The 21238-nt window shown below is 62.9% G+C and carries 17 protein-coding genes; 7 read left to right on the top strand and 10 right to left on the bottom strand.

All coding sequences use genetic code 11. The features are described from left to right. Nucleotides 1-643 precede the first annotated feature (643 nt). Nucleotides 644-1228 (top strand): pentapeptide repeat-containing protein, encoded by a 585-nt coding sequence (locus H8K20_RS07315; protein ID WP_186487942.1) that lies wholly within the window; start codon nucleotides 644-646, stop codon nucleotides 1226-1228. Nucleotides 1229-1325: 97 nt separating this feature from the next. Here the strand turns inward: H8K20_RS07315 and H8K20_RS07310 are convergent, their stop codons facing one another. Continuing rightward, nucleotides 1326-1736 (bottom strand): secondary thiamine-phosphate synthase enzyme YjbQ, encoded by a 411-nt coding sequence (locus tag H8K20_RS07310; protein WP_243206195.1) that lies wholly within the window; start codon nucleotides 1734-1736, stop codon nucleotides 1326-1328. A 503-nt stretch (nucleotides 1737-2239) separates the two neighbouring features. Between H8K20_RS07310 and H8K20_RS07305 the strand changes: the two genes are divergently transcribed. From H8K20_RS07305 to H8K20_RS14205, 5 genes are all read left to right on the top strand, one after another. After that, nucleotides 2240-3589 (top strand): alanine/glycine:cation symporter family protein, encoded by a 1350-nt coding sequence (locus tag H8K20_RS07305; protein WP_341480831.1) that lies wholly within the window; start codon nucleotides 2240-2242, stop codon nucleotides 3587-3589. Nucleotides 3590-3667: 78 nt separating this feature from the next. Then, entirely contained in the window at nucleotides 3668-4186 is a 519-nt protein-coding gene (locus H8K20_RS07300; protein WP_105205499.1) for a nitroreductase family protein, read from the top strand. Nucleotides 4187-4535: 349 nt separating this feature from the next. Further along, nucleotides 4536-5315 carry a zinc-ribbon domain-containing protein gene (locus tag H8K20_RS07295; RefSeq protein ID WP_186488222.1) on the top strand — a complete coding sequence of 260 codons (780 nt, stop codon included), beginning with the start codon at nucleotides 4536-4538 and terminating at the stop codon, nucleotides 5313-5315. 356 nt (nucleotides 5316-5671) lie between these two features. Further along, nucleotides 5672-6376, top strand: coding sequence for an ABC transporter ATP-binding protein (locus H8K20_RS07290; RefSeq protein WP_279287430.1), 705 nt, complete (start codon nucleotides 5672-5674; stop codon nucleotides 6374-6376). Then, nucleotides 6373-9534 carry an FtsX-like permease family protein gene (locus tag H8K20_RS14205; protein WP_186487941.1) on the top strand — a complete coding sequence of 1054 codons (3162 nt, stop codon included), beginning with the start codon at nucleotides 6373-6375 and terminating at the stop codon, nucleotides 9532-9534. The genes H8K20_RS07290 and H8K20_RS14205 overlap by 4 nt, the downstream gene beginning before the upstream one ends. Before the next feature lie 110 nt (nucleotides 9535-9644). On the opposite strand, the gene hcp is transcribed toward H8K20_RS14205, so the two are convergent. After that, complete coding sequence (gene hcp / locus H8K20_RS07280; RefSeq protein WP_186487940.1) at nucleotides 9645-11243, bottom strand: hydroxylamine reductase; 1599 nt, start codon at nucleotides 11241-11243, stop codon at nucleotides 9645-9647. 144 nt (nucleotides 11244-11387) lie between these two features. On the opposite strand from hcp, the gene H8K20_RS07275 reads away from it, so the two are divergent. Continuing rightward, the gene (locus H8K20_RS07275; RefSeq protein ID WP_105205504.1) at nucleotides 11388-12074 is read left to right on the top strand and encodes a Crp/Fnr family transcriptional regulator; all 687 of its coding nucleotides are present in this window, start codon (nucleotides 11388-11390) and stop codon (nucleotides 12072-12074) included. A gap of 98 nt (nucleotides 12075-12172) precedes the next feature. Here the strand turns inward: H8K20_RS07275 and H8K20_RS07270 are convergent, their stop codons facing one another. The 8 genes from H8K20_RS07270 to H8K20_RS07235 form a co-directional block, all read right to left on the bottom strand. Further along, nucleotides 12173-13864: a GGDEF domain-containing protein gene (locus H8K20_RS07270; protein ID WP_186487939.1), complete on the bottom strand. Its 1692-nt coding sequence runs from the start codon at nucleotides 13862-13864 to the stop codon at nucleotides 12173-12175. 40 nt (nucleotides 13865-13904) lie between these two features. Beyond that, a complete protein-coding gene (locus H8K20_RS07265; protein WP_186487938.1) occupies nucleotides 13905-15332 on the bottom strand; it encodes a glycoside hydrolase family 1 protein in 1428 nt (475 codons plus the stop codon). Then, nucleotides 15333-15935 (bottom strand): P-loop nucleotide/nucleoside kinase family protein, encoded by a 603-nt coding sequence (locus H8K20_RS07260; protein ID WP_164998263.1) that lies wholly within the window; start codon nucleotides 15933-15935, stop codon nucleotides 15333-15335. Nucleotides 15936-16090: 155 nt separating this feature from the next. Beyond that, a complete protein-coding gene (locus H8K20_RS07255; protein ID WP_186487937.1) occupies nucleotides 16091-16528 on the bottom strand; it encodes a zinc ribbon domain-containing protein in 438 nt (145 codons plus the stop codon). Next, a complete protein-coding gene (locus H8K20_RS07250) occupies nucleotides 16525-17400 on the bottom strand; it encodes a glycosyltransferase family 8 protein (protein WP_186487936.1) in 876 nt (291 codons plus the stop codon). Before H8K20_RS07250 ends, H8K20_RS07255 begins: the two co-directional genes overlap by 4 nt. Before the next feature lie 29 nt (nucleotides 17401-17429). Beyond that, nucleotides 17430-18830, bottom strand: a complete 1401-nt coding sequence (locus H8K20_RS07245; RefSeq protein ID WP_105205510.1) for an MATE family efflux transporter — start codon at nucleotides 18828-18830, stop codon at nucleotides 17430-17432. Between the two features lie 70 nt (nucleotides 18831-18900). Beyond that, the gene (gene ftsH / locus H8K20_RS07240) at nucleotides 18901-20727 is read right to left on the bottom strand and encodes an ATP-dependent zinc metalloprotease FtsH (protein WP_341480830.1); all 1827 of its coding nucleotides are present in this window, start codon (nucleotides 20725-20727) and stop codon (nucleotides 18901-18903) included. Further along, nucleotides 20724-21224, bottom strand: coding sequence for a MarR family winged helix-turn-helix transcriptional regulator (locus H8K20_RS07235; RefSeq protein WP_105205511.1), 501 nt, complete (start codon nucleotides 21222-21224; stop codon nucleotides 20724-20726). The genes ftsH and H8K20_RS07235 overlap by 4 nt, the downstream gene beginning before the upstream one ends. Between the last annotated feature and the right edge of the window lie 14 nt (nucleotides 21225-21238).

Here is a 21238-nt window from a genome sequence, read left to right as displayed (position 1 = left end):
GTTCCTGCCTTTCTGCATGTCGGGGCACAAAAATAGCCCCGGCTGATCGTTTTCTGCTTACAGTGTGTGCCCCTATAGGGGGCAGGTATGCGCACAAAAAACAGCCGCGGCGGCAAAAAGACGAGAAATAGACACCCGATGCGGTGCTAGCGGGGGGCTGCCCCGGCTGCCGCACAAATGCCGTGACCCGTCGGGCCGATCGCGCGGTGGTGCGCGGTCAGCATACATCGCCAGGCCCAGTTGTAACGCCCGTGGTAAGGGGCATGTTGTCTATACAGCATAGCCGTCACTTCTCCTACTAGTTTTGTATGAGTATGCTGGATGTGCGTCCAAATGTCAACCGACTTGGTGGATATTCGTGGGTTTGCCCAAAGTCGGGGCGGCGCGGGGCAAAAAACAGCAGCAGTTGTACCAGCCCGGCAGTACGCCGCTCCACCGGATCACCAGTTCCCGGCGGGGCGACCGGCAGCTCGCCGGCGGATACCGCACCGGGGCGGATGGGGCCGCTGCCGACGGGCCCGGCCTTTAAACTGTGCGCCAGCTGCACACAGAAGGCGCCGGGCATCCCCGGCGGCCAGATGGGGTGACAGCCGCCGGCCTTCTGTGCTACACTGGTAAAAATACGGATAGGGGGGAATGTGCTATGAACGGCGTCTTTGCCCAGGAAAAGACCCTTACCGGCCTGCACTGCAGCGGCGAGACCTTTGCCGACTGCGAGTGGACCGACTGCACCTTTGTGCGCTGTACCTTTGAAAACTGTCAGCTGCAAAACTGCCAGCTGACCGACTGTACCTTTACCGGCTGCCGGGTGCGCGAGCTCACGGCCCGCTACAGCCAGCTGCGTGAGGCCGTCTTTGATAACTGCGACCTGTTGGGGGTAAACTGGGGGGACCTGGTGCCCAGCGGCCGCTTTGCCGCCCCCATCGCCGCGCTGCGGGGCTGCCGGCTCAAGTACAATACCTTTACGGCTATGGAGCTCGATCGCTTTTGCTTTGATGAGTCGGCTATCACCAGCTCGCTGTTTGCCGAGTGCCGCCTGGCCGGCAGCGATCTGAGCGGCTGTCAGCTGGATGAGACCGAGTTTTTCAAATGCGATCTGCGCCGGGCCGACCTGCGCCGGGCTGTGGGTTACCGGGTCGATATCATGAGCTGCCAGCTCAAAGGGGCCCGCTTCACCCACCCGCAGGTGCTCTCCCTGCTGGAGGCACTGGAGATCGAGGTGGAGTGACCGCCTCGCCGCCCGCCCGGCAGGACCGGGATACACGACAAAAAAGAGCGCCGGCCCTGGTGTGGGGCCGGCGCTCGATCTATTTGCCGGATGGCCTCTAGCAGTCGATGACCTTTACGTCGTACGAGCGGTGGCGGGGGCCGTCGAACTCGGCGAAAAAGATGCCCTGCGAGTGGCTGAGCACCATCTCACCACCGGAGATGGGCACCGTTACGCTCACGCCCACGATGGCCGATTTCACGTGGCCGGAGGCGTCGGACGGGGAGTCCTGATGCAGCATGTTCACCCGGGTGGGCACCAGCCGGTCGAGTTCCTGCATGATCTCGATGTGGCCCTTCACGTCCCAGTGTGAGGTGCACAGCAGCGCGGCGGTGGTGTGCGAGATGTGCACCACTACAATGCCTTCCTGCACGCCGCTCTCGGCCACGATGGCCTTGATCTCGGGGGTGATATTGACGATATCGTCTTTTTTAGTCTGTAGATTGCGTACTACCATGGGTCTGCCCATTTTCTGTTCCTCCTTGTTTGCAGCGGGGTCTGTACCGGCGCGGCCTCCCGCCCAAAGACCCGGTGGCCGGTGCCGGTTATCTGCCACCAAATATGGTACACGATTCGCCGTTGCCGCACAACCGGTTTGGCCTGCTGCCCGCCAAAATCCAGAGATGCGCACAATTCGCCGCTGTAAAAAATGGCGAAACTGCTGCTATAAAAGTAGCGCTGCCGCTAAATATTTGACGGCGCAGCGACAGTGCTGCGCTGCGGGCATACCGTGTGCCGCCGGTTCATACAGTTTTTAGAAGGGCCGCCGCCACTGCTCACCGGGTGCAGTAGTGGTAGCTCGATGGGAAAAGACAGAACCGCCGGCAGCTTTTAGGCAGTCTGCGCGGAAAAAAAGAGTAAGGCCGGGCCGTATTGGCCGGCAGGCGGCCAAAGTGGCAGAACGGTGGCGCGGCAGTCGGGCGGATACGCGGCGGCCGGCGCCTGCTTTTAAACAGGGGAGGAGATACAGAGGTGACAGAGTGGCTGCGCGCGGCGGGAAAAGCCGTAGACGGATTTGTGTGGGGGCCGGCCATGCTGGTGGCCATGATCGGTATCGGGCTGTATTTTACCTTGGGCACCCGGGGGCTGCAGCTGCGCCGCTTTGGCTACATGCTGCGCCACACGGTAGGCAGCTTGTTCGGCGGCGCCAAAAAAGGGCGCGACCGCAGGCAGGTGAGCCCCTTTGGCGCCATGACCACCGCGCTGGCCGGCACGATGGGGGTGGGCAACATCGCCGGGGTGGCCACCGCCATGACCCTGGGGGGCCCCGGCGCCATTTTTTGGATGTGGGTATCGGCCCTGGGGGGTATGATGACCAAATACGCCGAGGTGCTGCTGGCCGTGCACTACCGCGAAAAAACGCCGGACGGCTACCGCGGCGGCCCCATGTACTACATGAAAAAGGGGCTGCACAGCCGCCTGCTGCCGGTGCTGTTTTGCCTGCTGTGTGCCTGCGCCTCGTTTGGCATCGGCAACATGACCCAGTCCAACACCATCGCTCAGTCGCTGCAGCAGTGCTTTGGCCTGCACCCGGCCATCACCGGGGTGGCGGTGATGGCCGTGGTGGCCATGGTGGTGCTGGGCGGCATCTCGCGTATCGCCGCCTTTACCGAAAAACTGGTGCCGCTGATGAGCCTGTTTTATATGGGGGCGGCCATCTGGGTGTTGGCCGTCTGCTGGCGGCAGCTGCCGGCGGCGCTGGGCAGCATTTTTAAAGACGCCTTTTCGGCCGCTGCGCTGGGCGGTGGCGTGGTCGGTTTTTTCACCAGCCGGGCGGTGCGCTTTGGCATCGCCCGCGGCGTGTTCACCAACGAGGCCGGCCTGGGCTCGGCCCCCATCGCCCACGCCAGCGCCGATACCGCCAGTCCGGTGCAGCAGGGCCTGTGGGGCATGTTCGAGGTGTTTGCCGATACCTTTGTCAGCTGCACGCTCACCGCGCTGGTGATCCTGTGCACCGGCGCTTTAGATACCGGGCTCGACGGCGCCGCCCTGACTACCGCCGCCTTTGGCCGGGTGCTGGGCAGCTGGGCGCCGCCGTTCATCGCCATCTCCATCCTGTTTTTTGCCGTATCCTCCATGTTGGGCTGGTGCTTTTACGGCGAGAGCGCTCTGCGCTACCTGAGCGGCGGCCGCAGCTGGGCGGTGTGGAGCTACCGGATCTTGTTTTTGGTGCTGGTGATGGTGGGGGCCACGGTGCAGCTGCAGCGGGTGTGGCAGCTGGCCGACACGCTCAACGGACTCATGGCAGTACCCAACCTCATCGCGCTGGCCGCGCTCTCGGGCACTGTATTTCGATTGACAAAAGACTTCTTTCGGCGATAGAATGAATCTAGACGAGACGACTGCCGGCCGGGCCCTGCCTGTGGCGCCGCCGGCCAGACCAGATAGAGGAGGTCAATCATGAACGAAGTGCTGCAAAACATGCTCACTCGGCGCAGTGTACGGGCCTTTGCCGATACCCCGGTCGAGAGCGAAAAGCTAAAGACCATCCTGCAGGCGGCCACCTATGCCCCCAGCGGAATGGGCAAACAGAGCTGGCAATTCACAGTGGTACAGAAAAAAGAGCAGATCCAGAAGCTGGCTGCCGTCATGGCCGAGGCACTGCAAAAGCCGGAGTACGATCTGTACCGGCCGGCCTGCATGATCCTGGTCTCGGGCGAAAAAGAAAACGGCAATCACCTGGCCGATACCGGCTGCGCTATGGAAAACATCATGCTCATGGCCCATGCGCTGGGTCTGGGCAGCTGCTGGGTCAACCAGCTCAAAGAGCTCTCTGACGTGCCGGCGGTACGGGCGGTGCTCGACGGCTTTGGAGTGCCCCAAGATCACGGGGTGTACGCGATCGCGGTGCTGGGTTATCCGGCCGGCGACCTGCCCCAGCCCAAGCCCAGAAGAGAAGGCGTCGTCCACTACGCCTGACGCCGACGCGCAGACAGAAATTAAAAAGGGGAGCACCGGCGCAAACAGCCGGTGCTCTTTTTTCTTCTGCCTGCCGGTCGCCGATACTTTTGGCCGAGCGTGTGTACCGGCCTGCCACATTTTTTGCATGGGTGATCGGTGTACCATTTATATACAATTCTGTTGGCGATCGGTGTGTTCTCGCCTGTTTTTTTACCCCCGCTCGCCAGCTGTCGCCGGCAGCTTACGGTTTTGTCATATTGGTCACATCTTGTTGACAAACGCGGGGGCATACACTACACTAAAGTAACAGAGATGTACGGTGCGGTGCCAATCAGTGGTGCCGCACTTTGTCAGGAGGTCACACCCCATGCAGAACACACAGTATACCGGCGAGCGCTGCGCCCACTGCGGGGCGGCTGTCGCTCCGGGGCAAAACTTCTGCCCCGCCTGTGGGTCCTTTCTAAAAGGCACCCAGATCCAGCAGAAGAAAAAGTCCACCAAAACGGTGGTCATCGCGCTGGCCGCCGCCTGGGGCGTGGTGCTGCTGCTCATCATTGGCGTGTGGGCGGCGGCAGCGCCCAGCTTGGCCTCGCACGTGCAAGACTTTTTCCGCTCCCGGGCCGACCGCTACCGCTACCGCTACAACCACGGCAGCCAGTCACAGCAGATAGAGCCCGGCGACGCCGGCGACTGGTTCGACAACGAGCAGCCGCCCGATGAGACAGTCTACCAAAAAGACGAGACTGCCTTTTTCGGCGACTTCGCCTTTACCCTTAAAGACGTAAGGCCCGGCAGCGACTACGGCATCAAGGACGATGCCGACGAGCAGACGGTGGTGGTGCTCTTAGAGGTAGAGAACACCGGCGACGAGAACGTCTATATCGAGGGCTCACGCCTGATGGCCTATAGCGGCGGCGATTTTGCCACCTACGAGGACAGCGATATCAGCAGCTCGATCTATGCCCGGTCTGAGGCGGTGCCGCTGGACGAAGACGAGCGCTTAAAGCTCACCCCCGGCCAGACGCAGGTGGTGCTGCTGCAGTACCAGTTCGATCTCGACGAGGGCGACCCCGCCCAGCGCGAACTCCACTATTGGGACCCCACCTATGCCCAAAACCCGCGGGTGATCTTCTCGCTGGCCCAGTAATATATCAATAAAAGAGCCCGGCCACCGGCGTCTAACGCTGGGCCGCCCGGCTCTTTTTTTGCTGTTTTATCTCCGGGACAGCCACCCACCCGCGCCCCAAATGTTGCCGGGCCCCACCGCCATCTGGCCGGTACCCGGCGGCAGTCGCCCGCCGCTTTCCGGGCGCCAGAGAGCCGGCCACCCCGCCGTCGGCCGGCCCGGTACTGGCTTCGGCTCCCGCTATTTACCGCCGTTCACAAATTTCTCATGAAAAGAGCCGGCGGATGCGCTATACTTATCTATATATAGAACTGTGTGCTGCCCACCGGCCCTATCGCGGCCACCGGCGCCCGCACAGGCAGGAGGAATCGATCGCATTGAACAGCTTTGTGCAATTTCGGGACGTGATGAAACGCTATAAGATGGGTGAGGTGACCATCGCCGCCGCCAACGGTATCACCTTCGAGATAGAAAAAGGGGAATTTTGTGTCATCGTGGGCCCCTCAGGGGCGGGTAAGACCACTGTGCTCAATATGCTGGGGGGGATGGATACCTGTGACGGCGGCGAGATCATCGTCGACGGCAAAGTAGTCAGCGCCTTTAACCGCCGCCAGATGATCGACTACCGCCGGTACGATATCGGCTTTGTATTTCAGTTTTATAACCTGGTGCAAAACCTTACCGCCACCGAGAACGTAGAGCTGGCCGCACAGATCTGCCGCGACCCGCAAGACGCCGCCGAGGTGCTGCGCCAGGTGGGGCTGGGCGAGCGGCTCTCGAACTTTCCCGCCCAGCTCTCGGGCGGCGAGCAGCAGCGGGTAGCCATCGCTCGGGCTCTGGCCAAGCGGCCCAAACTGCTGCTCTGCGACGAGCCCACCGGCGCCCTGGATTACCAGACCGGTAAAGAGGTGCTGGCCCTGCTGCAAAACACCTGCCGCGAGACCGGTACCACGGTGGTGGTCATCACCCACAACACCGCGCTCACCCCCATGGCCGACCGGGTCATCAAGATCAAAAATAGCCAGGTGCGCTCGATGGTTGAAAATCCGTCCCCCACCCCGGTCGAGGAAATCGAGTGGTGAGCGGGCAGCAGGGGCCCCAGGCCAAAAAGCGCCGGCGCTCGCTTTTTGGCCCGCTGGCCAAAGATACTCTGCGGGAGATCAAAAAGACCCGCAGCCGTTTTTTGTCCATCTTTCTCATCGTGGCGCTGGGGGCCGGCTTTTTTGCCGGTATCAAGGCCACCGGGCCGGATATGAAACTCACCGGCGACACCTATTTCGACGATCAGGATCTCATGGATGCCAAGGCGCTTTCCACCTACGGCATCAACGGCGACGACCTGGCTGCCCTGCGCGCGGCCGAAGGGGTCAAAACGGTGCAGCCGGGCTACTCGCTGGATGTCATCGTGAAAATGGGCGGCAAAGACACCGTCGTCAAGGCCCTCTCTTACGACCCCGGCGATACCCTCAACCGGCCGCTCGTCGTCGAGGGGCGGCTGCCCCAAAACAGCGGCGAATGCGCCATCAACGCCACCGAGATGTTCGGCGACGGCTACCAGATCGGCGACAAGCTGGTGCTGCAGTCCGACTCGGGCAACACCCAGGTGGAGGATAACCTGCGCACCGCCGAATACACCATCGTCGGCCGGGTGCAGAGCCCGCTGTATGTCACCTACGAGCTGGGCTCCTCCTCCATCGGCAGCGGCAAGGTGTCCGACTATCTCTATATCCCCGCCGACGATTTCACCACCGAGGTGTACACCGAGGCCTACATCACCTTTACCGGCGCCAAGGCGCTCGACTGCTTTTCCGATGCGTACAAGACCCTGCGCGACGACGGGGTAAAAACGCTGGAGGCGGTGGGTGAGGAGCGGGCGCAGATCCGCTACGACGAGGTGTTCGGCGAGGCTGAGAAACAGCTCGACGACGCCCAGAAAGAACTCGACGACGGCCGGGTAGCCGGCGAGGCCGAGCTGGGGGCCGCCAGGCAAAAGCTCGACGACGCCTATGCCCAGCTGGAGTCGGGCCGCCAGCAGCTGGCCGAGAACCGCCAGCTCTACGAGTCCGGGATCACCCAGGGTCAGGCGCAGATCGACGAGGTCAAAAAGACCCGTGACGACCTGCAGGTAAAATACGACCAGCTGGCCGCCGCCGTGGCCCAGATGGGCCCCAAAGTAGAGGGGCTCAAGGCGCAGATCGACGCCATGGGCGACCCGGCGGCACTGCCGGCCGAGCAGCAGGCGCTCTACGCCCAGCTGACGGCCCAGTACGACCAGCTGCAGCCCCAGTATGCGCAGCTGCAGCAAAACGCCGCCCAGGTAAAGGGCTATCTCGACCAGGCGGCCTCCGGCTACGCCCAGGCAAAAGCCCAGTTTGACCAGCAAAAGGCAGAAGGCGAGGCGCAGCTGCAGCAGGCCGCCCAGCAGATCGACCAGGGCCAAGCCGAGTACGATCAGGGCATGGCCGACTACCAGGTGGCGTTGGCGGACTTTGAGCAGCAGATGCGCGACGGCCAGCAGAAGATCGACGACGGCCGTGCCGAGCTGCAGAAGATCAAGGTGCCGGTGTGGTACATCAACTCCCGCCAGCAAAACACCGGCTATGCCGGTTTCGAGCAGGACGCCGACCGCATCAACAACATCTCGCTGGTGTTCCCGGTGTTCTTTATCCTGGTGGCGGCGTTGGTGTGCATCACTACCATGACCCGCATGGTAGAGGAGCAGCGCACCCAGGCCGGCACCATCAAGGCGCTGGGTTACGGCTCCTGGGCCACCGCCGCCAAGTACCTGGTGTACGCGGTGTCGGCGGCGGTGCTGGGCGCAGTGGTGGGGCTGCTCATCGGCTTTAAGCTGTTCCCCGGCATCATCTTCGGCGCCTACGGCATCATGTACCGCATGATCGACGTCGTCGCCCCGTTCCGCTGGAACTACGCTCTGTGGATCACGCTGGGGGCGGCGGCCTGTGCGGGGCTGTCGGTCATCTCGGTCTGCCTGGGCGAGCTGCGCGAGCAGCCCAGTCAGCTGATGCGCCCCAAGGCGCCCAAAGCCGGCAAGCGGGTGCTGCTCGAGCGGGTGAACTTCATCTGGCGGCGCCTCAGCTTTACCGGCAAAGTGACCGCCCGCAACCTGTTTCGCTATAAAAAGCGCATCTTCATGACGGTGCTGGGCATCGCCGGCTGTACCGCGCTCATGCTCACCGGCTTTGGGGTAAAAGACTCTATCTCCGGCATCGTCAAAAATCAGTTCGGCACGCTCACCCGGCAGGACACCACCATCGTCTTCGACGAGGATCAGGTCAAAGGCGACCGGGCCCGCTTTGCCGATATGCTGCAGGGCCGCGACGAGCTGCAAAAAAGTCTGCTGGTGCGGCAGAAAAACAGCACCGTGGGCCACGGCAGCCGCGAGTACGACGCCTACCTCTTCGTGCCTGAAAAGGTCGAGCAGCTCTCTGATTACGTGCTGCTGCGCCACCGCAGCGACAAAAAACCCTATGCGCTGGGCGACGACGGCGCCGTCATCGACGAGAAGCTGGCTCAGCTGCTGCACGTCTCAGCCGGCGACGAGATCTACCTGGTGGGCGACGAGAACGTGCGCTACACCTTAAAGATCGCCGACATCACCGAAAACTACGCCGGCCACTACCTGTACATGAGCCCCAGTTACTACATGAAGGTGTTCGGTGCCGCCCCGGCCTACAACGCGGCGCTAGGTATTTTGCAGCAAAACGGCGGCCAGCAGGCCGAAGAGAGCCTGTCGGCATACCTGCTGGCGCAGGACGGCGTGCTCACCGTCAGCTACACCTCCGGCATCGAGGACAATTTCGACGACACCATCGGCTCGCTCAACTACGTGGTCATCGTGCTCATCGTCTGTGCCGGGCTGCTGGCCTTTGTGGTGCTCTACAACCTCACCAACATCAATGTGGGCGAGCGCATCCGCGAGATCGCCACCATCAAGGTGCTGGGCTTTACCGACCGCGAGGTCTCGGCCTATATTTACCGGGAAAATATCTTCCTCACCGTATTTGGGGTGGCCGCCGGGCTGCTGGTGGGCATCGCTCTGCACCGGTTCGTCATCACCACCGCCGAGATCGATTCCATCATGTTCGGCCGCGATATCAGCGCCCTGAGCTACCTGCTGGCTGCGCTGCTGACGGTGGTATTTTCGCTGCTGGTAAATTTCGCCATGCACTATAAGCTCAAAAAAGTGGATATGGTAGAGTCGCTCAAGTCGGTGGAGTAAACCCCCTGTACTGTCTCTATCGGTCCTCAAAAAGCAGGGCCCGCACCGTGCTCGGTGCGGGCCCTGCTCTTATTTTACCGGGGCGGCCGGCGGCGATGGGGCCGCTGCGCTCACCGGCCCAGCAGCGCCTGCAGGTCCTGCTGGGGGGTGGTGATGGGGGCGATGTGGTAGTGCTTTACCAGGTACTGCAAAATGCCGGGGGAGAGGAAAGCCGGCAGCGTGGGCCCCAGGCGGATGTTTTGCACCCCCAGGTGCAAAAGCGTCAGCAGTATGCAGACCGCCTTTTGCTCGTACCAGGAGAGCACCATCGACAGCGGCAGGTCGTTGACGCCGCAGCCCAGCGCCTCGGCCAGCGCCAGCGCCACCTGGATGGCGCTGTAGGCGTCGTTACACTGGCCCATATCCATGATCCGGGGCAGCCCCGCCACCTGTCCCAGGTCCAGGTCGTTAAAGCGAAACTTGCCGCAGGCCAGCGTGAGTACCAGCGTGTCCGGCGGGGTCTGCTGTACAAATTCGGTGTAGTAGCTGCGGCCGGGCCGGGCGCCGTCGCAGCCGCCCACCAAAAAGATGTGGCGGATATCCCCGCGGGAGATGGCCGCCAGCACCTCGTCGGCGTGGGCCAGCACTGCGTCGCGGCCAAAGCCGGTGGTCAGCTTGCTGCCGCCGTTTATGCCGGTAAAGGTGTGGGGCTGCGCATAGCCGCCCAGCTGCTTGGCCCGTGCGATGAGCGGCGTAAAGTCGCGCTCGGGGCCAATGTGCGCTGCCCCGGCAAACGACACCACGCCGGTGGTGAACACCCGGTCGGCATAGCTCGACTTAGGCGGCATGATGCAGTTGGTGGTGAACAGGATGGGCGCCGGCAGATCGGCGAACTCCCGCTGCTGGTTCTGCCAGGCGGTGCCCAGGTGCCCCTTCAGCTGGGGGTAGGCATGCAGGGCCGGGTAGGCGTGGGCCGGCAGCATCTCGCCGTGGGTGTAGACCGATACCCCGGTCCCCACCGTCTGCTCCAGCAGCAGTTTCAGGTCGTGCAGGTCGTGGCCCGATATCACGATAAACGGCCCCGGCTGCACCGTCATGGTCACCTCGGTGGGTACCGGTGCGCCGTAGGCGCCGGTATTGGCCCCGTCTAAAAGCCCCATGCAGCGCAGGTTCACCTCTCCCAGCTGCAGCGCCAAAGGCAGCAGCTGGGGCACCGTCAGGTCCTCGCCCAGCGCGTACAGCGCCCGGTAAAAAAAGGTGTTTACCTGCTCGTCGCTGTGTCCCAGCGCCCGCGCGTGGTGGGCGTAGGCGGCCATGCCCCGCAGCCCGAATAAAATAAGCGATTTCAGCGAGCGCACATCTTCATCCGGCCCGCCCCACAGCGCGGCCAGATCATAATTTTCCACCTTGCCGCAAGGGGCGGCGCAGCCGGCACAGCCGGGCTGCAGCCGCTCTTTTTCGCGCTCTGCCCGCGCGAGCAGCTGCTCTAGCGCCCGGTCGTCAAAAGAGACGTTGGTCAAGGTGGCAAACAGCCCCTCGATGATCAGGCGGTCGGTATCGCTGTCGGCGCCGCCATCCATGGCCGCCCGCGCCAGCCCGCACAGCGCCCCGGTCAGCGCGTCCTGCAGCTGGGCGGTGGCAGCGGTCTTACCGCACACCCCGGCGCTGCCGGTGCAGCCGGCACAGCCGGCGGTCTGCTCACACTGAAAACAAAACATCTTGGTATCCATCTCGCGTTCCTCCTTACGGCGCGGCGCGCACGCCGCGTCTGGCGCCGGCCGGCTCATGTGACCGCCCGATGCATTGACTTGGTGTTTTTAGGGTACTATAATAAAACAAACAAGTATGTTGTTTATCCAACAAAAGGAGCGCTTATGCAGCCAGATATCACCCCTTATTTTCCCATCGTCCAAAAGTCGGTGCTGTTTTCCGGTGTACAGGCCGACGAGGTCGCCGCCATGCTCGGCTGTCTGGGGGCCCGTGCCGCAGCCTTCGCCAAAGGTGATTTCATCCTGCGGCCGGGCGAGCGGGCCACCGCGCTGGGCCTGCTGCTGGGAGGCACCGCCCACATCGCCCAGGAGGATTTTTGGGGCAACCGCAACATTCTCTCCCGGGTACAGCCCGGCCAGCTGTTTGCCGAGTCTTTTGCCTGCACCCCCGGCGCGGTGCTGGATATCGGGGTGGTTGCCGACAGCCCCGCCACGGTGCTGTTTTTAGAGGTGGGGCGGGTGCTCACCACCTGCAGCGCCGCCTGCGGCTTTCACAGCCGGGTGGTGCGCAATCTGCTGGCCGATATGGCCGGCAAAAATCTGCGCTTTCACGAAAAGCTCACCCACATGGCCCAGCGCACCACCCGCCAAAAGCTGCTCTCTTATCTCTCGGCCGAGTCGGGGCGTCAGGGCAGCGCCCAGTTCGATATCCCCTTCGACCGGCAGCAGCTGGCCGATTACCTGTCGGTCGACCGCAGTGCCATGTCTGCCGAGTTGAGTCGCCTGCGCCGCGAAGGTGTGCTCGATTACTGCCGCAACCACTTCACCCTGCTGCAACCGCCCCCGGCCTGATCTTCTCCCGGCCGCCAAGCTCCCGCCCCGCAAAAAGAGAGGTCCTCTGCACGCAGAAGACCTCTCTTTTTTTAGTTTAGCCCGTTTGGTTTTACCGTCTAACGGCCCTCGAGCGGCTGGCCCGCTTTTTGCCGGTCCTTGTCGCGGTACATCTGCCGGTCGGCGATCTCCAGCAGCTGATCGATGGTCAGCTGGGGAAAGGTGCGGCTGCTGGCGCTGCCCATAGCGATCGTAAAGGCCGGCTGGGGCAGCTGGCGGTTGTGGTCGGCCACCGCTTTTTGCAGCAGCCGGGCATAGTGGCTGCGGGGGTGGCGGGCGTCCTGCAAAATGGCCACGAACTCGTCGCCGCCGATGCGGTACAGCGTGCCCAGGCCCCCCAGCACCGCGCGGATGATGTCGGCCGCGTCGCGAATGACCTGATCTCCGGCCTGGTGCCCCTGCTCGTCGTTGACCGATTTCAGGCCGTTGATGTCAAACATGTACACCTCCAGTGGCGGCTGGTCCGGCCCGCCAGCCCGCCGCTCCTCCAAAAAGGTCTCGAAGGCGATGCGGTTTTGGGTGTGGGTCATCACGTCGGTATAGGCCAGCTTGCGGTACAGCACCATCTCGGTGTGGCTGCCCTGCAGGGTAAACAGCCACCGCACCGAACTGTAGCACAGTATGAGGATGAACACCATCAGCCCCAGGCAGAATACGGTGCTCTTGTCCAGCGACAGATCGATATAAAACATGGCCAGGCTCACCAGTGCCGACGCGCCAAGAAAGCCCAGCGCCAGCAGCATATCCCGCGCATAGGGGGAGCGCTGCCGCCGCACCTGCCGCACCAGCAGCCAGGTCATATACCCGGCGCTGAAAAGCAGCAGCAGGTGGGTGACGGGCAGCAGTACCGGGTAGTCCACTACATTGAACAGGTACAGCGCCGTCTGCACCAGTATGTTGCCCAGTATCAGGTCCTGCAGCAGATGGGTATAGCGTTTGGCGCTGGGGCAGGTGGTGCCCACCATGCCCAAAAGCGGCGCCGGCAGCAGCATAAAGCTGAAAAACGAGACCAGGCACACCCCCACGCTGTTTGAAAAGGCGAGCTGCCCCAGCAAACTGTCGCTCCACACCCATACCGCCGCCAGCAGCACAAAACAGCCCAGGTACAGCAGGTTCTTGTAGCTCGATACCGCCTTTTTACACAGCTGCAGCACATAGCCCGCGCACAGCGCGACGCCCACCAGCAAAAAGATAGAGATACACAGGATCTTGGGCAGTTCCTTTTGCAGCAGGTAGCTGTACAGCGTGCCCTGCTGGTCGAGGTACATCTCCGCAAGCCCCGCCCGGTTGGGATACCGGCCGTCCAGCTCCAGCCGCAGCGTCAGCGTGTGCCCGCTGTGCCCCGGCGCCAGCGGCACCTGGCACAGCACGTCTCCCAGCAGAGCGCCCAGCGGCGCTGGTTGGCTGTAGCCGTAGTCCAGCAGCACCTGCCCCTCTACCGATACCTGTACCTTCTGAAAGCGGCTGGGGAACAAGAGCATGTCCCCGGCCTTTAGCTGGGGCAGCTCGATCTTGAGGAGCACCTCGTCGCCGTCCACTTCCAGCGGCAGCGCCGCCGGCCAGCTGTCGCCGTCGCGCACCAGCCGCCAGCCGCTGCTTAGCGTGTGCGGCGCCGGCGCCGACAGCTTCATCCCCGGCAGCTGTGAGCGCGCTCCCACATATGCCAGCAGCCCCACCAGCGCCACCGCCACCGCCGTGTAGAGGACCGGCAGCAGGCGGCTGGTCAGGGTGCGCGGTCTCTCTTTTTCCATCCCTGCTCTCCTCTCTGCTCCCGGTGTCGTCCGGCGCCGTCTACAGCTTTTGGCCGCCGCTGGCGATCACCTGCTGGTACCAGTAATAGCTGTCTTTTTTTATGCGGTCCAGCGTGCGCAGGTCCTCTTCGCCCCGGTCTACATACACAAAGCCATAGCGCTTCTGGTAGCCATTTTCGGTGCTGAGCAGGTCCATGAACGACCAGGGGTTGTACGAGAGCACCTCCACCCCGTAGTGCATGGCCCGCTGTACCGCCCGGATGTGGCTGCGCAGATAGTCTATGCGGTAGTCGTCGTGAACAGTCCCGTCGTCCTCCAGCTTGTCAAAAAAGCCCAGGCCGTTCTCGGTGATCATCAGCGGCTTGCCGTAGCGGGTGTAGATGTCGCGCAGCAGGCACTCCAGCCCGGTGGGGTCAATGGCCCAGTCCCAGTCGGTGGTGTCGCAGTTGGGGTTGCGCACGATCTGGAAAAAGTCGGGCATCGTCTCGTACGAGTCGATCTCGCCCTTTTTGCCGGTGTAGTTGACCCCGCTCTCGGTGCGCTGGGCGTCCGGCGGGGGGAACTTGGCGCAGTCGCTGGAGTAGTAGTTGAGGGCCAAAAAGTCCGAGTATCCCTCCCGAAACAGCTCCAGGTCGCCCGGCTCTATCTTGGGGGCCACTCCCATCTCCTCCAGGTAGATGAAGGCGGCTTTGTTGTACTGGCCCTTAAAGTACACGTCCAGGTAAAACAGGTTGCGCACGTCCAGCGCGTTCTGGGCGGCCATCACGTCGCAGGGGGTGCTGGTCAGCGGGTAGATGGGGGCGGTGTTGATGGCCGCCCCCACCATGCCGCCCGGCACCAGCTGGTGCACCAGCTTGCAGGCGGTGGCGTGGGCCAGGTTCATGTGGTGGTTGATCTGGTAGCGCACCTGCGGGTCATCCAGGTATTTCTCGGGGATCAGGTTCTTCTTGGTCCAGTACTGCACGATGATCGACTGCTCGTTGATGGTCAGCCAGTACTTTACCTTGCTGCCGTACTCCCGCAGCACAAATTCGGTGTAGTAGGCAAAGTCGGCCACGCTCTGCCGGTCTATCCAGCCGTCGTATTTTTCCACCAGCGCCAGCGGCATGTCGTAGTGGTACAGCGTCACGATGGGGGTGATGCCGGCCTTTTGCAGCTCGTCGAGCAGGTGGTGGTAAAACTGTACTCCCTGCGGGTTGGGGTCGCCCACCCCGTCGGGGAAGATGCGCGCCCAGGCCAAAGAAAAGCGGTACGAGCGCAGCCCCAGCTCTTTCATCAGGGCCACATCCTCTTTATAGCGGTGGTAGTGGTCGCTGGCCACCTCGGCGTCGGCCACGCCGGGGCGGCGGTTGATCACATCCTGCTGCGAGAGCTTTTTGCCCTCCAGCTGGGCAGCCCCCTCCACCTGATAGGCGCTGGTGGCGGCCCCCCACAAAAAGTCTTTCGGAAATGGTCTCAGCGTTTTCATTCAGCAGTCCTCCAACTCGTCTATCTGCGCGGCGATACGCGCAAAATCCAGTTTATCCAGGTCGGTGGCGTCCACCACCAGCCGGCGCCCCACGCAAAATTCCCGCGAGCCCCAGCTCTCTACCATGTCAAAAAACTGGTCTCGCTGCATCAGCGGCGCGTCGGGCTTTTTCTTCTGTCCGCCGGGGGCGGGGTAGCAGTCGGGTATCGCGTGGGCCGGGTGCCGGTCGGGGCTCAGGTCCCGCCGGCACACCCGCTCAAATACCGCGTCCAGGTCGCCGTCAAACAGCACCGTCACCGGGCGGTAGCCGTATCGGTCGCACAGCGCCTGCACGTCCGGCACGTCGGCCCGGGTAAAATTGCTCTCGATCATCACGTCGCCGCCGGTCTGCATCTGGGCGGCAGCGGCGTAGTAGAGCAGCTGGGTGCTGGCCACGTCCAGCTTTTGTTTGGCCGCCGGCGAGGCAAAGCCCACCGTGTCGAACAAGAGCTCCTTCATGGCGTCTTTGCAAAATAGCGGCATGTGCCGCTGCCGGGCAAAATGGGTAGAAAAAGTGGTCTTTCCAGTGCCGGGCATACCGGCGATAAGGTAGATGGTGTGCATAGCAGGCCTCCTGTGCCGGGCGCGCATTTTAGCGGGCCCGATAAAACCGACATATATACTTCATTTTAACACAGTTGCCGCCCGGCCACAATGCGTATCTGCCGCCGCCGGCCAAAAAAGGGCCGCTCCACAGCTGTGGGACGGCCCTTTTTTGGCTAGGTCTTTTTTATAAATTTGTGCTGGCACTTGGGGCAGGTGATCTCTATCTTGCCGCGCCCCCTGGGCAGGCGCAGCTTCTGGCGGCACTTAGGGCAGGTAAAGTAGCGGTAATTGGCCCGGTCGGCCGCCTTTTTCTGCGCCTGCTGCTGTTTGCGCTGCCACCAGCTGCCCGCGCTCTGCACGGTGCCCTGCGCCCGATCTTTAAAGCCGGGGAACCATGACAAAAACCAGTCGTTCTCCCGCTTGCGGGCGTCGATATTGCGCGACAGAAAGCGCAGCAATATGATCAGCGGAAAGATCAGGATGAGCAGCGCGTACACCGCCGAGTGCCAAAACGCCCCGATCATCGAGAGCACCATATAGAGCACCAGCAGGGCTATACCCAGCGGGTCTACGCCGTAGCGCCCGTACATAAATCTCTGCAGCCAGTTCACGGTATCGTTGCCTCCTTTATGGGGTCGTCGCCACCGGCAGCCAGCCGGCGCTGTATCTGGTCGTATTGGTGGTAGTAGCCGCCCAGCACACCGCGGTAGCCGGGCTTCCAGGGTTTGTTTTTGCCAAAGTAGTGGATGATGACCCCGTGCCGGCGCACCCAGTCGGCGTCAAAGCGGCGCCGGCGGTTTTGCGGGTTTAAGTTGTAAAGGCGCAGGTAGCGGTCGCTCACGTTGTATGCCCGGCCGTCCAGCTCTTTGATCTCGCCGCCGTAAAGCACCGCCAGCAGGTCCTGGTCGGGCAGCCACAGCCGCCACCGGCCCAGTCGGGCCATGGCCGCGTACACCTGCGGCGGCGTCTTTTCGGCCCCGGCGCGCAGCGCGTCCAGGTCCATGAGCAGCACGCCCGAGTTCAGGTACGGCACGTCGCGCCCCAGGCCCAGCCGCAGCTGATTTATGCGGGTAAAAAAGCGGTGCAGGTGCCCGGCCGCCGCCAGCGGGCAGCCGCCCATATCCATGCGGTAAAGCGGGCCCAGCGGGCCGATCACCACCGTGTCGGGGTCCAGGTACAGCACCCGGTGCACCGCCGGCGGCAGGTACTGGGCGGCAAACAGCCGGTAGTACATCTCCTTGGGGTAGCGCTTTTGGGTGGGTGCCCCGGCAAACAGCGCCGGGTCCAGGCAAACGGGCAGCAGCTGCAGCCGCTGCCGGTCAAAACCGCGGGCGATCGCGGCAAAGTCGCTGTCGGTCAGCCCGGTGTGGGCAATGTGCACCGCCAGCTCGCCCGGCTCGTTTTGCAGCGCCGAGCACAGCATCACCCGCAGCTGGGGAATGTAGCCGCGGTCCAGGCAGCACAGCAGGTGGATGGCAGACATAGCGGGCACCTCACTTTTTTAAAGTTGGGTCACCTGGCCGGCTGCGGCCCGGTCTTGGGGCTGTGCAGGCTGGGGTCGTTGCGGGCCAGTATCTTTTTAAACTGCACCGAAAAGGTGATGACGGTGGTCAAAGTGGCGATGATGTCGGCCACCGGCTCGGCAAAGAACACCGCAAACACCTTGTCAGACAGCAGCGCCGGCATGATGTAGATGAGCGGGATGAGCAAAAAGATCTTGCGCAGCAGCGCCAAAAACAGCGAGATCTTGGCCTGCCCCACGGCGATAAAGGTCTGCTGGCAGGCGATCTGCGCCCCCAGGATGAACCCGGCCCCCAGGTATACCCGCAGGGCCGACACGGTGGCCGCCGCCAGCGCCTTATCGCTGGTAAAGATGGCGATGAACGGCTTGGGCGCCAGCATCATCAGCCCCCAAAACAACACCGCGTACCCCATCGAGCTGATGAGCAGCAGCTTAAAGGCCTTTTTCACCCGGTCGTTTTGCTGGGCGCCGTAGTTAAAGCCGATGATGGGCTGGGCCCCCTGCGTCAGGCCGGTCAGCGGCAGCATCAGCACCTGCATCAGGCTCGAGAGGATGGCCATCGAGCCCACGGCGATGTCGCCGCCGTAGCGCTGCAGCGACGAGTTGAGCGATACCGATACCATGCTCTCGGTGGCCTGCATGATAAACGGCGAGCAGCCCAGCGCCAGCACCGGCAGCAAGATCTTGGCCCTGGGTTTTAAGCTGTGCGGGCGGATGCGCAGCTTCGAGCGCCTGCTCGACAAGAACCACACCACCCAAACAGCCGATACTGCCTGCGAGATGATGGTGGCCAGCGCCGCCCCCTGCACGCCCATGTCCAGCCCAAAAATAAGGATGGGGTCGAGCACGATGTTGGTCACCGCACCGATGACCACCGTCAGCATGCCGGTGGTGGCAAAGCCCTGGGTGGTGATAAAGGGGTTGAGCCCCAGTGCCAGCTGCACGAACACGGTGCCGCAGATGTAGATGTCCATGTACCCCAGCGCATAGGGCAGCGTCACGCTGCTGGCGCCAAAGAGCAGCAGCAGTTTTTCTTTAAAGAAGAAGAAAAATACCGTCAGCACCACCGAGATGAACAGCAGCCCGGTCACGCAGTTGCCCAGAATGTTCTCGGCCTCGTCGTCGCGCTTTTGACCCATCTTGATCGAGGCCCGCGGCGCGCCGCCCATACCGATGAGCGACGAAAAGGCCGAGATGATCATAATGATGGGGAAGGTGACCCCCACCCCGGTCAGGGCGGTGGCCCCCACTCCGGCCATGTGGCCGATGTAGATGCGGTCGACGATGTTATAGAGCATGTTCACCAGCTGGGCGGTGATGGCGGGCACGGCCAGCTTAAAAAGCAGCCGGCCCACACTGTCGCGGCCCAGATCATTTTGCGTTTTTGCCATAAAGTCTATTCCTCCTGCTCTCCTGTTTTCCTCTTTTGGGGTGCTCCCCCCGCACGGGGGCGGCGCGCCGTCAACTGCGGCGCAAAATATCCATGAACTCCTCGCCGGTAATGGTCTCCCGCTCCAGCAGGTAGTGGGCCAGCTGGTGCAGCTTGTCGCTGTTTTGCTTGAGGATGTCGATGGCTTTCTGGTGCGCGCTGCGAATGATCGCCAGCACCTCGGCGTCGATCTCGGCGGCCGTCTGGGCCGAGCACAATAAGCTGCCGTCGCCCCCCAGGTACTGGCTGCCGCCGGTCTCCAGGGCCATCATGTCAAACCGCTCGCTCATGCCCAGCCGGGTCACCATGGCCCGGGCCAGCTTGGTGGCCTGCTCAATGTCGTTGGATGCACCGGAGGTGGGGCTGCCGAATATCAGCTCCTCAGCGGCCCGCCCGCCGGTAAAGGTGGCGATCTTGTTAAAGGCCTCCTCCTTGGTGGTCAAAAAAGTCTCCTCCTGGGCCACCTGCATGGTGTAGCCCAGCGCGCCGGAGGTGCGGGGCACGATGGTGATCTTGTGCACCGGGGCCGACTCGGTCTGCATGGCCGCCACCAGCGCATGGCCGATCTCGTGGTAGGCCACGATCTCCTTTTCGCGCGGCGAGATAACGGCGCCTTTGCGCTGGTAGCCGGCGATCACCACCTCTACCGCCTCTTCCAGGTCCGACTGCGACACCGCCCGGCGGCCCAGGCGCACCGCCCGCAGCGCGGCCTCGTTTACGATGTTGGCCAGCTCCGCGCCCGAGGCGCCCGAGGTCGCCCGGGCAACAGCGGCAAAGTCGATGTCCGGCCCACAGCTCACGTTTTTGGCGTGCACCTGCAAAATAGCTATGCGCCCCTGCAGGTCGGGCAGCTCCACCGGTATGCGCCGGTCAAAGCGCCCGGGCCGCAGCAGCGCCGGGTCCAGCGTCTCCGGCCGGTTGGTGGCCGCCAGGATCACCACCCCTTTTTGCCCGTCAAAACCGTCCATCTCGGTCAGCAGCTGGTTGAGGGTCTGCTCCCGCTCGTCGTTGCCGCCGATGCCGGCGCCGTCCCGCCGCTTGCCGATGGTGTCTATCTCGTCGATGAACACGATGCAGGGGGCCTTCTCCTGGGCCTGCTTAAACAGGTCGCGCACCTTGGCCGCACCGGCGCCCACAAACATCTCCACGAACTCCGAGCCCGAGATCGAGAAAAACGGCACGCTGGCCTCACCGGCCACCGCCTTGGCCAGCAGCGTCTTGCCGGTCCCCGGCGGCCCCACCAGCAGCGCGCCTTTGGGCAGGTTGGCGCCGATCTGGGCGTACTTCTGCGGGTCGTGCAAAAAGTCCACGATCTCGCTCAGCGCCTCCTTGGCCTCCTCCTGCCCGGCCACATCGGCAAAGGTCTTGCCAGTCTGCGACTGCACGTACACCTTGGCGTTAGATTTGCCAAAGCTCATGGCGCCCGGCCCGCCGCCGGCCCGCTTGCTCATGGCGCGAAACAGCAAAATGCCCGGCAGCACCAGCAGCAGCGTGGGCAGCACCCAGGTCAGCAAAAAGTTTACCAGGGGCGAGTTCTCCTTGGGCACCACCCGGTCAAAGGTGATGTCTTTCTGGCTGTGCAGCCGCTCGGTCAGCTGGGGGTCGTCCATGCGGCCGGTCACGTACACCAGCTTTTCGCCGTCCTGTTTTGTCAAAAAGGCGATCTGGTCGTCATCCACCTCCACCCGGCTGATCTCGCCGCTTTCCACCATATCTAAAAAGGTGCCGTAATCCACCTCCTTGGTGCGGCTCTGGCGCAGTGCCGGCACCACCAGTGCATTGAATAAAAGCAGCATCAGCAAAGCCAGCACAGCGTAGTAGATCAGCGGCTTTTTAGGCGTCTTTTTCACTTCAGTCACGGCGCGGCCTCCTCTAAAGACGGGATGCGCAGCGCATCCAGGTCATCGGGCATGGGCAGTGCCCGTATCTCGTCCAGCAGCGCGTCCAGCGCCCGCAGCCCGTCCACGATGGTCTGCAGCGTGCCGGGATCTACCCGGTATAAGAGCGGGCCGTACACCCCCTGCAGCAGCGACTCGATGGCGTCTATGGTGTCGCGTCCCTTCTGCGACAGGTCGATCTGCACCACCCGCTCGTCCTCCCGGCTGCGCCGCCGCTCCAGCAGCCCCAGCCCGGCGATCTTTTTGGCCAGGGCCGAGCCGTTGGCGCCGGCCATGCCCATGCGCTCACTCAGCTGTCCCACGCTCAGCGGCCCGGTCTGGCGCAGGGTCATCAGCAAAAACACCTGCATGGCCGTCAGCCCGTAGTGGCTGTACAGCGGCTGTAGCGCCCGGTCCATGCTGTCGCGCATGCTGCGGTCCAGGTCCCACACGATCTGCTTAAACTGGGTAAATTCCATGGCGGCACCTCCAA

Origin of the sequence: Neobittarella massiliensis (ex Bilen et al. 2018) (genome assembly GCF_014269355.1) — a bacterium.
Lineage (GTDB): Bacteria > Bacillota > Clostridia > Oscillospirales > Ruminococcaceae > Neobittarella > Neobittarella massiliensis.
Note: the sequence above shows the minus strand (reverse complement) of the source record. Positions and strands in the feature narration are given on the sequence as shown.

Bases quoted from the DNA above. Each gene is read 5' to 3' on its own strand.
- H8K20_RS07310 (WP_243206195.1), bottom strand. From the start codon at position 1,736: ATGGGCAGACCCATGGTAGTACGCAATCTACAGACTAAAAAAGACGAT.
- H8K20_RS07275 (WP_105205504.1), top strand. From the start codon at position 11,388: ATGCAGCCAGATATCACCCCTTATTTTCCCATCGTCCAAAAGTCGGTG.
- H8K20_RS07235 (WP_105205511.1), bottom strand. From the start codon at position 21,224: ATGGAATTTACCCAGTTTAAGCAGATCGTGTGGGACCTGGACCGCAGC.
- H8K20_RS07250 (WP_186487936.1), bottom strand. From the start codon at position 17,400: ATGTCTGCCATCCACCTGCTGTGCTGCCTGGACCGCGGCTACATTCCC.
- hcp (WP_186487940.1), bottom strand. From the start codon at position 11,243: ATGGATACCAAGATGTTTTGTTTTCAGTGTGAGCAGACCGCCGGCTGT.
- H8K20_RS07315 (WP_186487942.1), top strand. From the start codon at position 644: ATGAACGGCGTCTTTGCCCAGGAAAAGACCCTTACCGGCCTGCACTGC.
- H8K20_RS07260 (WP_164998263.1), bottom strand. From the start codon at position 15,935: ATGCACACCATCTACCTTATCGCCGGTATGCCCGGCACTGGAAAGACC.
- H8K20_RS07265 (WP_186487938.1), bottom strand. From the start codon at position 15,332: ATGAAAACGCTGAGACCATTTCCGAAAGACTTTTTGTGGGGGGCCGCC.
- H8K20_RS07300 (WP_105205499.1), top strand. From the start codon at position 3,668: ATGAACGAAGTGCTGCAAAACATGCTCACTCGGCGCAGTGTACGGGCC.
- H8K20_RS07270 (WP_186487939.1), bottom strand. From the start codon at position 13,864: ATGGAAAAAGAGAGACCGCGCACCCTGACCAGCCGCCTGCTGCCGGTC.
- H8K20_RS07295 (WP_186488222.1), top strand. From the start codon at position 4,536: ATGCAGAACACACAGTATACCGGCGAGCGCTGCGCCCACTGCGGGGCG.
- H8K20_RS07245 (WP_105205510.1), bottom strand. From the start codon at position 18,830: ATGGCAAAAACGCAAAATGATCTGGGCCGCGACAGTGTGGGCCGGCTG.